General features: G+C 62.9%; 13 protein-coding genes, 1 tRNA gene and 1 riboswitch. Of the genes, 6 read left to right on the forward strand and 8 right to left on the reverse strand.

The window, feature by feature from the left end:
- Nucleotides 1-83 precede the first annotated feature (83 nt).
- Together apaG and AC1Z3V_RS19735 are read right to left on the reverse strand one after the other, a co-directional pair.
- On the reverse strand, nucleotides 84-476 hold the full coding sequence (apaG, locus tag AC1Z3V_RS19730) for a Co2+/Mg2+ efflux protein ApaG (RefSeq protein ID WP_065773477.1): 393 nt from the start codon (nucleotides 474-476) through the stop codon (nucleotides 84-86).
- A gap of 223 nt (nucleotides 477-699) precedes the next feature.
- On the reverse strand, nucleotides 700-1,884 hold the full coding sequence (locus AC1Z3V_RS19735) for an O-succinylhomoserine sulfhydrylase (RefSeq protein WP_429812797.1): 1,185 nt from the start codon (nucleotides 1,882-1,884) through the stop codon (nucleotides 700-702).
- 44 nt (nucleotides 1,885-1,928) lie between these two features.
- A riboswitch (SAM riboswitch) is annotated at nucleotides 1,929-2,007 on the reverse strand.
- Between the two features lie 74 nt (nucleotides 2,008-2,081).
- Here AC1Z3V_RS19735 and AC1Z3V_RS19740 point away from each other — a divergent pair.
- The 3 genes from AC1Z3V_RS19740 to AC1Z3V_RS19750 all read left to right on the forward strand — a co-directional run bounded on the left by AC1Z3V_RS19740 (nucleotide 2,082) and on the right by AC1Z3V_RS19750 (nucleotide 4,313).
- Nucleotides 2,082-3,179 (forward strand): 2'-deoxycytidine 5'-triphosphate deaminase, encoded by a 1,098-nt coding sequence (locus tag AC1Z3V_RS19740; RefSeq protein WP_173515501.1) that lies wholly within the window; start codon nucleotides 2,082-2,084, stop codon nucleotides 3,177-3,179.
- Nucleotides 3,180-3,261: 82 nt separating this feature from the next.
- A tRNA-Gly gene (locus tag AC1Z3V_RS19745) sits at nucleotides 3,262-3,336 on the forward strand.
- A 143-nt stretch (nucleotides 3,337-3,479) separates the two neighbouring features.
- Entirely contained in the window at nucleotides 3,480-4,313 is an 834-nt protein-coding gene (locus tag AC1Z3V_RS19750) for a transporter substrate-binding domain-containing protein (protein WP_429812794.1), read from the forward strand.
- A 38-nt stretch (nucleotides 4,314-4,351) separates the two neighbouring features.
- Here AC1Z3V_RS19750 and AC1Z3V_RS19755 read toward each other — a convergent pair whose 3' ends face one another.
- From AC1Z3V_RS19755 to AC1Z3V_RS19765, 3 genes are all read right to left on the reverse strand, one after another.
- Complete coding sequence (locus AC1Z3V_RS19755; protein ID WP_483501236.1) at nucleotides 4,352-4,762, reverse strand: tellurite resistance TerB family protein; 411 nt, start codon at nucleotides 4,760-4,762, stop codon at nucleotides 4,352-4,354.
- Nucleotides 4,763-4,904: 142 nt separating this feature from the next.
- Nucleotides 4,905-5,759 (reverse strand): thermonuclease family protein, encoded by an 855-nt coding sequence (locus AC1Z3V_RS19760; RefSeq protein ID WP_483501238.1) that lies wholly within the window; start codon nucleotides 5,757-5,759, stop codon nucleotides 4,905-4,907.
- A 13-nt stretch (nucleotides 5,760-5,772) separates the two neighbouring features.
- Complete coding sequence (locus AC1Z3V_RS19765; protein WP_483501240.1) at nucleotides 5,773-6,420, reverse strand: S24 family peptidase; 648 nt, start codon at nucleotides 6,418-6,420, stop codon at nucleotides 5,773-5,775.
- Nucleotides 6,421-6,603: 183 nt separating this feature from the next.
- Here AC1Z3V_RS19765 and AC1Z3V_RS19770 point away from each other — a divergent pair, with 183 nt between their 5' ends.
- Nucleotides 6,604-7,692, forward strand: a complete 1,089-nt coding sequence (locus AC1Z3V_RS19770; protein ID WP_483501242.1) for a calcium:cation antiporter — start codon at nucleotides 6,604-6,606, stop codon at nucleotides 7,690-7,692.
- Between the two features lie 25 nt (nucleotides 7,693-7,717).
- Here AC1Z3V_RS19770 and AC1Z3V_RS19775 read toward each other — a convergent pair whose 3' ends face one another.
- Nucleotides 7,718-8,227 carry a winged helix-turn-helix transcriptional regulator gene (locus AC1Z3V_RS19775; protein WP_429812782.1) on the reverse strand — a complete coding sequence of 170 codons (510 nt, stop codon included), beginning with the start codon at nucleotides 8,225-8,227 and terminating at the stop codon, nucleotides 7,718-7,720.
- Between the two features lie 134 nt (nucleotides 8,228-8,361).
- Between AC1Z3V_RS19775 and AC1Z3V_RS19780 the strand changes: the two genes are divergently transcribed.
- Nucleotides 8,362-8,835, forward strand: a complete 474-nt coding sequence (locus AC1Z3V_RS19780) for an SRPBCC family protein (protein WP_483501244.1) — start codon at nucleotides 8,362-8,364, stop codon at nucleotides 8,833-8,835.
- Nucleotides 8,836-8,896: 61 nt separating this feature from the next.
- Here AC1Z3V_RS19780 and AC1Z3V_RS19785 read toward each other — a convergent pair whose 3' ends face one another.
- A complete protein-coding gene (locus AC1Z3V_RS19785) occupies nucleotides 8,897-9,478 on the reverse strand; it encodes a LysE family translocator (protein ID WP_483501245.1) in 582 nt (193 codons plus the stop codon).
- A 217-nt stretch (nucleotides 9,479-9,695) separates the two neighbouring features.
- On the opposite strand from AC1Z3V_RS19785, the gene AC1Z3V_RS19790 reads away from it, so the two are divergent.
- Nucleotides 9,696-10,580 (forward strand): DMT family transporter, encoded by an 885-nt coding sequence (locus AC1Z3V_RS19790; protein ID WP_483501247.1) that lies wholly within the window; start codon nucleotides 9,696-9,698, stop codon nucleotides 10,578-10,580.
- 183 nt (nucleotides 10,581-10,763) lie between these two features.
- On the opposite strand, the gene AC1Z3V_RS19795 is transcribed toward AC1Z3V_RS19790, so the two are convergent.
- On the reverse strand, nucleotides 10,764-12,980 hold the full coding sequence (locus AC1Z3V_RS19795; RefSeq protein ID WP_483501249.1) for an FAD-dependent oxidoreductase: 2,217 nt from the start codon (nucleotides 12,978-12,980) through the stop codon (nucleotides 10,764-10,766).
- Nucleotides 12,981-12,989: the final 9 nt, after the last annotated feature.

A 12,989-nucleotide genomic window follows, 5' to 3' on the forward strand; every position in this document is an offset into this window, starting at 1 on the left:
CAGATTCGCTCCTTGCGCTTTAAGCCCTTGATATTTCGCATGTCGTTATCGCAAAGCCACTGCACACTTTTGCGCGACATGCTTTAGTTCAGGGTGCGCACGAGCCCCGGTGAATCGAGCGAGAAGGCGGGGATGGCCACGTTGAAGGTCTCTCCGCCTTCCGATTCCATGCTGTAGTGGCCGAACATCACGCCCGATGGCGTATCCAGCGGGCAGCCCGATGAATATTCGTAGGTATCGCCGGGATTGAGCAGCGGCTGCTCGCCGATCACGCCGGGGCCGCTGACTTCGTCGACCTGCCCGTTCTCGTCCGTGATATGCCAGTAGCGGGTCATCAGCCGCACGGCTGCATCGGAATGGTTGGAAATGACGATGCGATAGCCCCAGACATAGCGGCCGTCATCAGGATCCGACTGCTCTTCGAGATAGTACGGCTCCACCGTAACTTCTATGTCGCGGGTCAAAGCGCGATACATGGGCAACACCTTGCTTCAGGTCTTTCAGGGTATTCTACAGCAAGATGGTTTCGTCAAGAATAACGGCAAGATTGTGCGTACCCATTCTGGGGCAATGGCTTGCGGCCTCATGAGCGGGTGTTTGAGCCCCCTCGTTCCCGCTGCCGCCGCTGCGTAACGCGGAGATCTGCCGCAAGGGATCGACGGCCGCCGCCTGCTGCGGCGGCCGTATGTTTCGGCGGGGTTAGGCCTTGACGGCCTTCAGCGCGCGGGCAAAATCCTCGACAACGTCCTCGCTGTCTTCGATCCCCGCGGAGAAGCGCACCGTGCCGGCGGAAATGCCGAGTTCTTCGCGGGCCTCGTCGGTGAGGTTCTTGTGCGTCGTCGTTGCCGGATGGGTGATCAGGCTCTTGCTGTCGCCGAGGTTGTTGGAGATGCGAACGATCTCAAGCGCATTCTGCAGCGCGAAGGCTGCGTCCTTGCCGCCCTTCAGTTCAAAGGCGACGAGGGTGGAACCGCCGGTCATCTGCTTGGCAATGATATCGGCCTGCGGGTGATCCTTGCGGCCGGGGTAGATGACCTTGGCCACCTGCGGCTGCTCTGCCAGGAAGTCGGCGACGCGGCGTGCGGTTTCCGTCTGCTGGCGTACGCGCAGCGGCAGGGTCTCGATACCCTTCAGCAGCGTCCAGGCATTGAACGGCGACATGGCCGGGCCCGTGTGGCGGAAGTAGTCGTGCAGGTTCTCGTTGATCCATTCCTTGTCGGAAAGCACGACGCCGCCGAGGCAACGACCCTGGCCATCGATGTGCTTCGTGGCGGAGTAGACGACGATATGGGCGCCGAGTTCCAGCGGCTTCTGGAAGAGCGGGGTCGCGAACACGTTGTCGACGACGACCTTCGCGCCGATCTGGTTGGCGAGCCTCGCCACGCCGGCGATATCGATCACCTCGAGCGTCGGGTTGGTCGGGCTTTCGAGGAAGAAGACCTTGGTGTTCTTCTGAATCGCCTTTTCCCAGTTTGCGAGATCGCGGCCGTCGACCAGCGTGCATTCGATGCCGTATTTCGGCGCGAGCGTCTCGACCACCCAGCGGCAGGAGCCGAAGAGCGCGCGCGCGGCAACGATGTGGTCGCCGGCCTTCAACTGGCACAGGATCGCCGCGGAAACGGCAGCCATGCCCGAGGCCGTGGCGCGCGCGTCTTCGGCGCCTTCCAGCATGCACATGCGCTTTTCGAACATGTCGTTGGTCGGGCTGCCGTAGCGGGCATAGATGAAGCCCTCGGTCTCGCCCTTGAAGCGGGCTTCGGCCGCTTCCGACGTTTCGTAGACGAAGCCCTGAGTCAGGAAGATCGCTTCGGAGGTTTCGCCGTGCTGCGAGCGGGTGGTTCCGCCATGGACCAGTTGCGTTGCCGGGCGCCAGTTTTTGCTCATGTGACGATCACTTTCAAAAACAAAAAAACCGGCCGCGTGAAGGGCCGGTTTGACACCCGGCCTTTTTAGCTACTTGTTTAACGTGGCTGCAAGCCGACCGGCCAAATCACCACGGGATAAAGCTCCAATACTGCTTGGGTGCGCTTGCGTCAATTCCCGGAGTTTGGTTTTGTCTCGCAACTGGAAAGAGGACTGCAATGGGCCGCGACACTGGGATTTTGGCCGACCGCGCGATCGCCGCGCTGTTCGAAACGGGACGCCTGAAGAGCGAGAGGCCGCTGGATGCCGATCAGATCCAACCGGCAAGCCTCGACCTGCGCCTAGGCGCCAAGGCCTTCCGCGTCCGCGCGAGCTTCATGCCTGGCCCATCACATCTCGTCGCCGACAAGCTTGACCGGCTGAAGCTGCATGTGGTCGATCTGACCGACGGCGCGGTGCTGGAAACCGGCTGCGTCTACATCGTGCCGCTGATGGAAAGCCTGGCGCTGCCTGCGGGCATGTCGGCCTCGGCCAATCCGAAAAGCTCGACCGGCCGCCTCGACATCTTCACCCGCGTCATCACCGACCGTGCCCAGGAATTCGATAAGATCCCGGCCGGCTACAGCGGTCCGCTCTATCTCGAAATCAGCCCGCGCACCTTCCCGATCGTCGTGCGCCGCGGTTCGCGCCTGTCGCAGATCCGCTTCCGTATGGGGCAGTCGCTGCTCTCGGAGCAGGAGTTGCTGGCGCTGCACGAGAGCGACGTTCTAGTGGCGAGCGAGCGCCCGAATGTCAGCGGCGGCGGCATTGCGCTCTCGATCGATCTCAAGGGCACCGGCCCGGATGGCCTGATCGGCTACCGTGGCAAGCACCACACGGCGGTCATCGACGTCGACAAGAAGGCGCAGCACGCGATCTTCGACTTTTGGGAGCCGCTCTACAGCCGCGGCCGCGACGAGCTGATCCTCGATCCGGACGAGTTCTACATCCTCGTCTCGCGCGAAGCGGTGCATGTGCCGCCGCTTTATGCGGCCGAGATGACGCCGTTCGATCCGCTGGTGGGCGAATTCCGCGTGCACTACGCCGGCTTTTTCGATCCGGGCTTCGGCCATGCGTCTGCCGGCGGCAGCGGCAGCCGCGCCGTTCTGGAAGTCCGCAGCCACGAGGTGCCGTTCATCCTCGAGCATGGGCAGATCGTCGGCCGGCTGATCTATGAACACATGCTGGAACGTCCCGATGGTCTCTACGGCCTCGGCGTCGGCTCCAACTACCAGGCGCAGGGCCTGAAGCTTTCGAAGCATTTCCGCGCCGAGTAGGCGATTTTGCACGGGACCCTCATGCAATACCGCGCAAGGGTCCTTGACAGATCGTCGCGGTTCGGGAAATTTCCCAAGTCTCGCGGGTGTAGTTCAGTGGTAGAACGCCAGCTTCCCAAGCTTGATGTCGTCGGTTCGATCCCGATCACCCGCTCCAATTCTCGCTGATCCTTTGTGTTGCCTCGTACTTCTAGAGGCTATGGCCAGTTGCGATCGCGACGGATAACTTGGTACGCGATGAATCATCAAGCGGTTCTAAGGGCCGCCCCTTGCCACATGAGACGTGCCGGCCCGCTGCCCATGAGATTTCTTTCCCTGATTGCCCTTTGCGCGTCCTTGATCGCAACGCCGCTGGCGGCACAGCCCAAGGACCTGCCCATTCTGTTCGATGCGCGCGAACGCATCGCCAAGCCCGATCTTACGGGCCTTGCCCGCTTGCGCTTTCTGACGACCGTGGACTTTCCGCCGTTCAACTTCATCGACCAGTCAGGCAAGCTCTCCGGTTTTCACGTCGACCTCGTGCGCGAGATCTGCCGCGAACTCGACATCGAAGCCAAATGCCAGATCCAGGCCGTCACTTATGCGGAACTTCTGCCGGCGCTGGAGCAGGGGCAAGGCGAAGCTGTTGCCGCCGGCATCGCCGTCGGCCCGGAACTGCGCCAGCGCTTTGGTTTCTCGCGTGCCTTCATGCGGCTTCCGGCGCGCTTCGCCATCAATTCCAAGGCGGCCGGCGCCGTGGCGGGTCCGCAGGACCTCAGGAGAAAATCCGTCGGTGTCGTGGCGGGGACGACGCATGAGGCCATGTTCAAGGCGTTCTTCCCGAAGATCGAGGCCAAGGTCTTCCCGGATCGCGACGCCATGCTGACCGCTCTGCAGAAAGGTGAGGTGCCGGCGGTCTTTTCCGACGGCTTGCAGCTTTCCTTCTGGGTCTCAGGCGCGACTGCCGGCGGCTGCTGCGCGCTCGTTGATGGCGCCTATTTCTCGCAGCGCTTTCTCGGCGAAGGCCTGACGATCATGAACCGAAAATCCGAACCGGCCCTGACCCAGGCTATCGACCACGCGCTGCTGGCGCTGTCACGCAGCGGCCGGCTCGAGGAAATCTACCTGCGCTACTTCCCGAATGGCATTTACTGAGCGCCAGGTGGGGTTGTGACCGCCAGCAATTGAAGGCACTACCGGCGGAAGCGGACAAGCGCACCGCGCTCGATAGCCGCACAGGTGAGCTTGTCGAGACCCAGGCGATCGCGCAGCAATTGCAGCAGCCGGATCTCTTCGTTGCGAATGCGCTGGTCCGCCGCGGCGATTTCGACGGCAAGCGCATAGGCGGTCTCATGGAATTTTTCCGGCAGCGCCTCACGCACGATCTCCAGGACGATGTCCAGGCCCTCGGGAGCCGCGAGCTGGGCGGAGCATTCGTGGCCGATCTGGACGAGCTGGTTCTCGTCGAATCCGTCGAAAACGGGCAGGAACTGCACAAGCCGGCCGATGCGGGCGAATTCGTCGTCGCTCATCTCGCGGTCGACCGCCGACATCATCACCATGACATAGACGAGGGCTTCGTGGTGACTGAGGCTTGGCAGCATGGGGCTTTCCGACGGTAGGGCAATTCCAGGAAAAGCGTGAAGCGGTTTCCATGCGGAATTGTGGCGTTTCAAAGAGCCAGATCATCTCAATGAAACGGCGAGACGATCCAGATGGCTGAGAGCTGGGAATTGCCGCGGCCGTTTACAAGTCCGGCTGCGGCTCCTCCATACCGGTGCCGAGGGTTGGATCATCTGATGTCATCGGCGTGTGGCTGAGGTCGCGCGGATCCTCGCCATAGAAGCCGAGCTTTGCCTTACGCGCGGCGTCGGCTCGTTTCTCCAGCGACGAGCCGGGTACCGGCGTCGCCCAGCCGTTGTCGACCAGCCAGGTCGCGAGGTCCTGCCCACCGAGCGAGCAGGAAGCGGTGGCCGATGGGCCGGCGCTCCCTTCGGGCATGTCGCAGCTCACGGCACGGGCGCGCAGAAAGTTCCGGAAGGCTGTCCGTGCGACGATGCCGCAGGGCCAGCTCTTCCCCCCGGTTTCGCAGGTTCTTTCCGCCTGCTCGGGCTCGATGCCATCGATCTGCACCGTCAGCTTGTCGAACTGGATCACGCCGGCGGCGATCGCCACGGGGCGATAGAGGATGGTCGAGCCGGCGGCGGCCTTTGCTTGCTTCTCCGGCTCCGATAAGGGTGCGCGCGGCTCCGCCCGTTCAAGCGGTGCGCTGGTGACCGTGTCGGGCAGGCCGAACTGCTGCGGCTCGATGGCGCGCGCGGCTTTTTCCGTCGTCGGGGACTGGGGTTGCTCGCCGGCCGCAGAGGCGTCTGGCACGGAAGCGCCGCCAGACGACGTGCCGGGATCGAGCGGCACGTCTTCGCCCGTTTCGGCCTGATCCGGGGCCGGCTCGATTTCCGTCATGTCGGGCGTTTCGAGAACGAGGTCCGGCGTGGCAACACTCTCGCGGTCGCGGATGGCGGCTGCACCCGCATAGAGGATGCCGGTGAAAAGCGCGATTGCGGCGATGCCGCCGGCAAGGGTGTATAAATGCTGCCGCATCAGGAAGAACGTCCTATTGGCTGGCCCAGATGATCCGGGCGATCCATTCGATCTGGCTGATCTCGAAGCTCCGGCTCGGGTGCTCCGGGTTGAGGGAAAGGAGCTCGATCGTGCGCGGCGTCTGGCGTGTCAGGACCTTTGCCATGACCTCGCCTTCGCGCGTCTTGACCACCACGCGGTCGCCGCGCCGAACCTGCGCGCCCGGATCGACGATCAGGGTGTCTCCGTCGCGGTAGAGCGGCAGCATGCTGTCGCCCTGGACCTCGAGCGCGTAGATGCCGGTCCGGCGTTCCGCGACCGTCGGGAAATCGATCACGTCCCAGCCCTGGCCGGCCGGGAAACCGCCGTCGTCGAAGAAGCCACCCGCGCCCGCCTGGGCAAAGCCGATCAGCGGGATCGCCGCAGTCGCCGGGGCAGGGGCCTGCGTGGCATCCGGACTCAACAGGCTGGTGAATTGGTCCATCGTCGCGCCCGTCGCCTCGAGCACCTTGGCGATCGATTCCGTCGAAGGCCACCGTTCCCGCCCGTCGGCGGAGTGGCGCTTGGACTTGTTGAAGGAGGTGGGATCGAGCCCGGCGCGGCGGGCGAGACCCGAAGGCGAGAGCTGATTGCGCTCGGCCAATGCATCGATGGCGTGCCAGATCGTGCCGTGAGACAACATGCGAAGGATCCGGGGCCGAACGGGGCGGCCGCTTGCTGGTTTGATCTGCGCCACACTACCGAAACCCCGGGTTCCGGTAAAGAATCCGAAGGAAAATAGTCCTTTCTCCGTCATTTGCTTTGGGGGCGACGGGCCCTATAGTTTGCTCGACGGACAGGACAGGCTTTCATCGGAGGGAACGCTTTGTTGGCGCGCATGAGATCTGAGCGTCTGCTGTTCGTTGCCCTGGCCGCCGCGATCGTCGGGATGGCGCTGGAGCATCAGCTTCTTGAGATGGGGCGCCTGGCAACGCTGATCGGTGCCGCCGGTCTCGTGATTGCGATCGTGCTGGCGTCGCTGCGCGTTTCGCATCATGCCGAAGTGCTGGCGTCCAAGGTCGGCGATCCCTATGGCACGATGATCCTGACGCTGTCGGCGGTCCTGGTCGAGGTTGTCGTGCTGGCGATCATGATGAGCAGCGAGACCTCACCGACGCTGGTGCGCGACACGATCTATGCGGCCGTCATGCTCGACATCAACGGCATCCTGGGTCTGGCCGCCCTGCTTGGCGGGTTGAAGCACGGCGAGCAGCCCTATAACGACGATTCCGCCCGCACCTACAGCGTGATGATCCTGACGGCGATGGGAATATCGATGGTCGTGCCGGAATTCGTGCCGGCGGCGAGATGGCATCTCTATTCGGTCTTCACCATCGGCGCGATGATCACGCTTTACGCCCTCTTCCTGCGCATGCAGGTGGGCGTGCACAGCTATTTCTTCAGCTACAGCTATCCGAAGGCGAAGGGCGAGGGGAGCGCGACACAGGTCAGCGCGGACCAGCCGGTGCTGCCGTCGATCGCGATCCTGATTTTCGGCATCGTGCTGATCGGCATGCTGGCAGAGGTGATGTCGGCGCTGTTGACGTCGGGCCTGAAGGGGAGCGGCGCCCCGCCGGCGGTCACGGCCATCGTGGTTGCGGCGATCTCCGCCTCGCCGGAAATCATGACGGCCATGCGCGCAGCTCTTGCCAATCGCATGCAGGCGGTCGTCAACATCGCGCTTGGCGCATCGCTTTCGACGGTCATCCTGACCGTGCCGGTCATGGAGGCGATCGCGCTCTACACCGGTCAGCCTTTCCTGATGGCCATGTCGCCGGTGCAGACGGTGATGGTGACGATTACCTTGATTGTCGCGGCGATCAACCTCAACGACGGCCAGACCAACGCCATCGAAGGTATGACCCATTTCGTGTTGTTCGCCACCTTCGTCATGCTCTCGGCGATCGGGCTTTGAGCGGTGAAGGTTACTTTCGCGTCGGTCACACCGTGGCCCTTTCTCGCGCCTTCCTTGCCACCACCTCTTCATAGGCGGCCTGCAGGGTGGCGCGCACCCGCGGCGGGCCATCGAGCGGCGCACCGAGATGATCGTGCCGAAGCTCGTCCATGAAGCGATCCCAGAGCTCGGGGCCGCCAGTTTCCATCAGTTCGGCGCGGATGCTGAGCTCTTCGCTGACCGGTAGATAGCGCCGTCCCCAGGCGCCGAGCTGGGCCATGATCGGTACCAGCGCGATCGTCATCTCCGTCAGGCTGTAAATGGCCTTCTGCTTGTGGCTGGGGTCGTCGGCCTTGGTCAGCATGCCCTGCTCGACCAGCATCTTCAGCCGGTCCGCAAGGATGTTCGAAGAGATGCCCTCCTGGGATCGCAGCAATTCCCGGAAGTGCCGTTTACCGCCGAAGATCATGTCACGAATGATCAGCAGGCTCCATTTGTCGCCGAACACTTCGAGCGAAAGATTGATCGGGCAACCCGAGCGAATGTCGTCCTTCATTGGCACCTCTTCAAAACCGCTTGCATTATCGCATCAGTGGAGTTATCGTGCAACTGCTTTCAAAATTATATCAGTTTTAATATGAAATCAGTTAGGCAAAGGCCACCCGTTACCGGCCAAGAGGAGCGAGGAACATGACCGAGCGATCCGTTGAACATTCGAGTTTTACCATCGAGCGCAGCTTCAAGGCGACGCCGGAACAGGTGTTCAGGGCGTTCTCCGAGCCGGCTGCAAAGGAACGTTGGTTCGTCTCTGCTGACGGCTGGCCGGTGGCCGAATTCAGCCACGACTTCCGTGTCGGCGGCCGCGAAAGCGGTCGCTTCAGCCAGGACGGCGAGACGATCTACTATGACGACACTGTCTATCTCGACATCGTCGAGAACCGCCGGATCATCTTCGCCTATACGATGACCCAGAACGACAGGAGGATTTCCGCCTCCGTCGCCACGGTCGATATCCGGCCTGAGGGTCGTGGATCGCGCCTTGTCTTTACCGAGCAAGCCGCCTTCCTCGATGGGCTCGACAAACTCGACTACCGACGTGAGGGCTGGGAAACGTTGATCGGCTCGCTGGCCAAGGAAGTCGGCGAGACGGTTGGGGCGGCCTGACGGCTGTCAGGTTTTCGCGGAGAACTGGTGATTGAGACCGATCCGGTCTTCCGTTGATGCTTCAATGCATGGCCGCGATCGCGCTGCCGGCAATTCCCATGGAAAAGAGCGTGAGGCAGACGGCGGCAATCCGGCGCGGCAGATGTGATGTCGACATACCTTTCGACATCTGTACCAGCATGGCGCCGGCGCCGATCCAGCTCGCTCCAACGGTGACGACCAGCAGTGAGAAGCCCGCGATCCAGGACCAGACGGCTGCCAGTCCGGTTTGCGGCAGCAGCACCAGGGCGACGATCAACGCCTTCGGATTGAGCAGCGTCGTGATGAAGACCTGACGGATGGAAATGACGACACCTTCGCTGCGCTCGGCATCGGTGGTCCAGAGTGCATAGGCGAGGTAGAGAACCCAGCAGGCGGCGACGAGTTTCAGCGCAAGGCCGAGCTGCGGATGGGCGGCGAGGAATGGCGCCAGAAGCGCCACGGCCGGAATGATGACGGCGAGATAGCCACCGAGCTCGCCGATCAGCAACGGCAGCGAACGGCGGAACCCGATCGAGGCGCCGGAGAGCCAGAGCAGTGTGTTTGTCGGCCCGGGCGTTGCGAGCAGGATCAGGGCGGCAAGGGCGAAGGCGAGCGGCTGCATCTCGTTGGACCTGGTTTCGTGGCCGTTATCGCCGTCTTCTAGCAACCGCGCAAGCGCCCGGTCTTGATCTCCATCAAGCGCACTCTCCGATCCTTCCAGAAAACCATCCCAAGAAATCGCCACAACCAGCCGCGAAACACCCCTTCCGCGTGTATCGCGGTCGCGCTATCAGACCGTCGCCGCCGCTCTTCTTCCCGCCGGCGCGATCGAGGTTTCCATGAACAAGACCGTACTGTCAGGCATCGTCATGACGACGTTTTCCTATTTCCTGTTCTCGTTGCAGGATGCGTCGGTCAAATGGCTCGTCGTCGGCTATTCGGTCTGGCAGATCCTGTTTACCCGCAGCATCACCATCCTCGCGCTTTGCCTAATCATTGGCCGCGGCAAGCTGGTGCGCAACGCCATCGCGTCCCCGGTGATCAAGCCGCTGTTCGTGCGCAATCTGCTGCTGCTCGCCGCCTGGCTTTCCTATTTCAACGCGGCGCGTGATCTCGGCCTCGCGGAGATGACGACGCTCTACTATGCCGCGCCGATCATCGTGACGCTGCTCGCCGTGCCGATCCTGAAGGAGGACGTGCCGCCGATCCGCTGGTTCGCCGTTTTCGTCGGCTTCGTCGGCGTGCTCATCGCCTGTGATCCGCTCGGCACCGGCATGAAGCTGTCGCTGCCCGTGTTCCTGGCGCTCGCCGCCGCCGTCTTCTGGGCGATCGGAACCGTCATGCTGCGCAAGACCGCGCTGCAGGAAACGACCTTGGTGCAGATGACGATCTCCAACGTCTTCTTCATCGCGATGACCGGGCTTGCCGTCGGCTTCTTCTGGACGCCGCCGGCGCTCTTCGACGTCGCCCTGATGGCGGGAACCGGCGTGATCGCCGGCATCGCCCAGTACGCGCTGTTCGAGGGCATGCGCCGGGCGCCGATCTCGGTGATCGCGCCCTTCGAATATACCTCGCTCGTCTGGGCCTTCGGCCTCGGCTTCCTGATCTGGGGTGACGTCCCGGCCGTCAACGTCTTTGCCGGCGCCGGCCTGATCTTCGCGGCCGGTCTGCTGATCATCGTCGGCGAACGCCTGGCGCATCGCCGCGCCGGCGCTGTTGCCTAAACCTGGACGGCTTCCCGTGGATCGGACGGCCTCAGAGGTCATGTAGCGGCGCTCCACCGTTTCCTCGTAGATGCGGAGACCTTCGCGCGGGCGGATGTCAGCAACGACGCGCGTCGCTGGAAAGCCGAGGCCCGAAATGAAAACAGGCCCCGCGAGGGGCCTGTTTCCTTCGATGAACTTGGCTTACGCCGCCTGCTTCTTCTCGCCGTAGGGGTCGAAGCGGCCGTAGAAGGTCTCGCCGCGTTCGGCCATCTCCTTCAGGAGCGCCGTCGGCTTGAAATGGTCGCCATAGTCCTTGGCAAGTTTCTCGCACATCCTGACGAAGGCCTTCACGCCCATGCCGTCGATGTAGGAGAGCGTACCGCCGGTGTAAGGCGCGAAGCCGAAGCCGAGGATCGAGCCGACATCCGCTTCGCGCGGGTCGGTAACGATGCCTTCTTCCATGGTGCGGGCGGCCTCGAGCGCGATCGTCGCCAGGAAGCGCTGCTTCAGCACCTCGACGTCGATCTTTTCGGCGTTCTTCTGCGGATAGAGCGTCTTCAGCTCCGGCCACAGGTACTTCTTGGCGGGCTTTGCCGGGTACTCGTAGAAGCCTTTGCCGTTCTTGCGGCCGCGACGGTCGAGCTCGTCGACCATCTTGTTGATCAGCGCCATGTGCTTGGGATCGACGGCCTTTTCGCCGAGGTCGGCGACGGTGGCCTTCAGGATCTTCTGGCTGAGATCGATCGCCACCTCGTCGTTGAGCGACAGCGGACCAACCGGCATGCCGGCCATCTTGGCGGCATTCTCGATCATCGCCGGCGGCACGCCTTCGATCAGCATGTCATAGGCTTCGTGGATGTAGCGGAAGACGCAGCGGTTGACATAGAAGCCGCGGGTGTCATTGACGACGATCGGCGTCTTCTTGATCGCGGCGACATAGTCGAGTGCCGTGGCGAGCGCCTTGTCGCCGCTCTCCTTGCCGAGGATCACTTCCGTCAACATCATCTTCTCGACCGGCGAGAAGAAGTGGATGCCGATGAACTGGCCGGGGCGCTTGGAGTTCTTGGCAAGGCCGGTGATCGGCAGCGTCGAGGTATTGGAGGCGAAGATCGCGTCTTCGGCGATCACCGCTTCCACCTTCTCGATCACGTCCTTCTTGACCTGGCGATCCTCGAACACCGCCTCGACGACGAGGCCGGCGCTCTTGAGGTCGTTGTAGTCAGCCGACGGCGTGATGCGGGCAAGCAGCGCTTCACCCTCTTCCTTGGTCAGGCGGCCCTTGCCGATCGAATCCTTGACCAGGCCTTCCGAGTGGGCCTTGCCCTTTTCGGCGGCTTCCATGTCGCGGTCGATCAGTGTCACGGCGATGCCGGCGGCGGCCGTCACATAGGCGATCGAGGCGCCCATGAAGCCGGCGCCGACCACGCCCACATGCTTGAACTCCGACTTCGGCACGCCGGCCGGCCGGCGAGCGCCCTTGCCGAGCTCCTGCATCGAGACGAACAGCGAGCGGATCATCGAGAAGGCTTCGGTCGTCTGAAGGATCTCGGTGAAGTAGCGCTGCTCGATCTTCAAGGCCGTATCGAACGGCACCTGCAGGCCCTCATAGACGCATTTCAGGATGGCGATGGCGCCCGGATAGTTGCCATAGGTCTCGCGGCGCAGGATGCCGGAGGCAGCCGGCCAGAGCTGGGCCGAAGCCGGCGTCCAGATACCGCCGCCCGGAACCTTGTAGCCCTTCTCGTCCCAGGGCTGCACCGGCTTCAGGCCATTCTTGATCATCGCCTTGGCGGCGTCGATGAGCTTGTCGGCGTCGACGACTTCGTGCACGAGGCCAAGCGCCTTGGCGCGCGCCGCCGTCAGCGACGAGCCTGTCGTCATCATTTGCAGCGCGTCCTGCGCGTTGGTGAGGCGCGGCACGCGCTGGGTGCCGCCGGCGCCCGGGAAGATGCCGACCTTGACTTCCGGAAGAGCGATCTTCACCGATTTTGAATTGGAGGCGACGCGGCCGTGGCAGGCGAGCGACAGCTCGAAGGCGCCGCCCATGCAGGTGCCGTTGATCGCCGAGACCCAGGGCTTGCCCGAGGTTTCGAGCTTGCGGAAGAGCCCGGTCATGCGGCCGACCAGGTCGAAGAGCTTCTGGGCGGCGTTGTCCGGATCCTTCTTCTTCTCCTCCTGCTGGAAGGTGAACATCGACTTGATCATCGACAGGTCCGCGCCGCCGGAGAAGCTCGACTTGCCGGATGTGAAGACGACGCCCTTGACCGCTGCGTCGGCGGTGGTCGCATCGACGATGGCGTTGAGTTCTTCCATTACTTCCTGGGTGAAGACGTTCATCGACTTCTCAGGCATGTCCCAGGTGACGAGCGCGATGCCGTCGGCGTCGGTCTCGATCTTGAAATTGGTGTATTGCGTCATGGTTCTCCC

Source organism: Ensifer sp. 38_S197 (assembly GCF_056924495.1).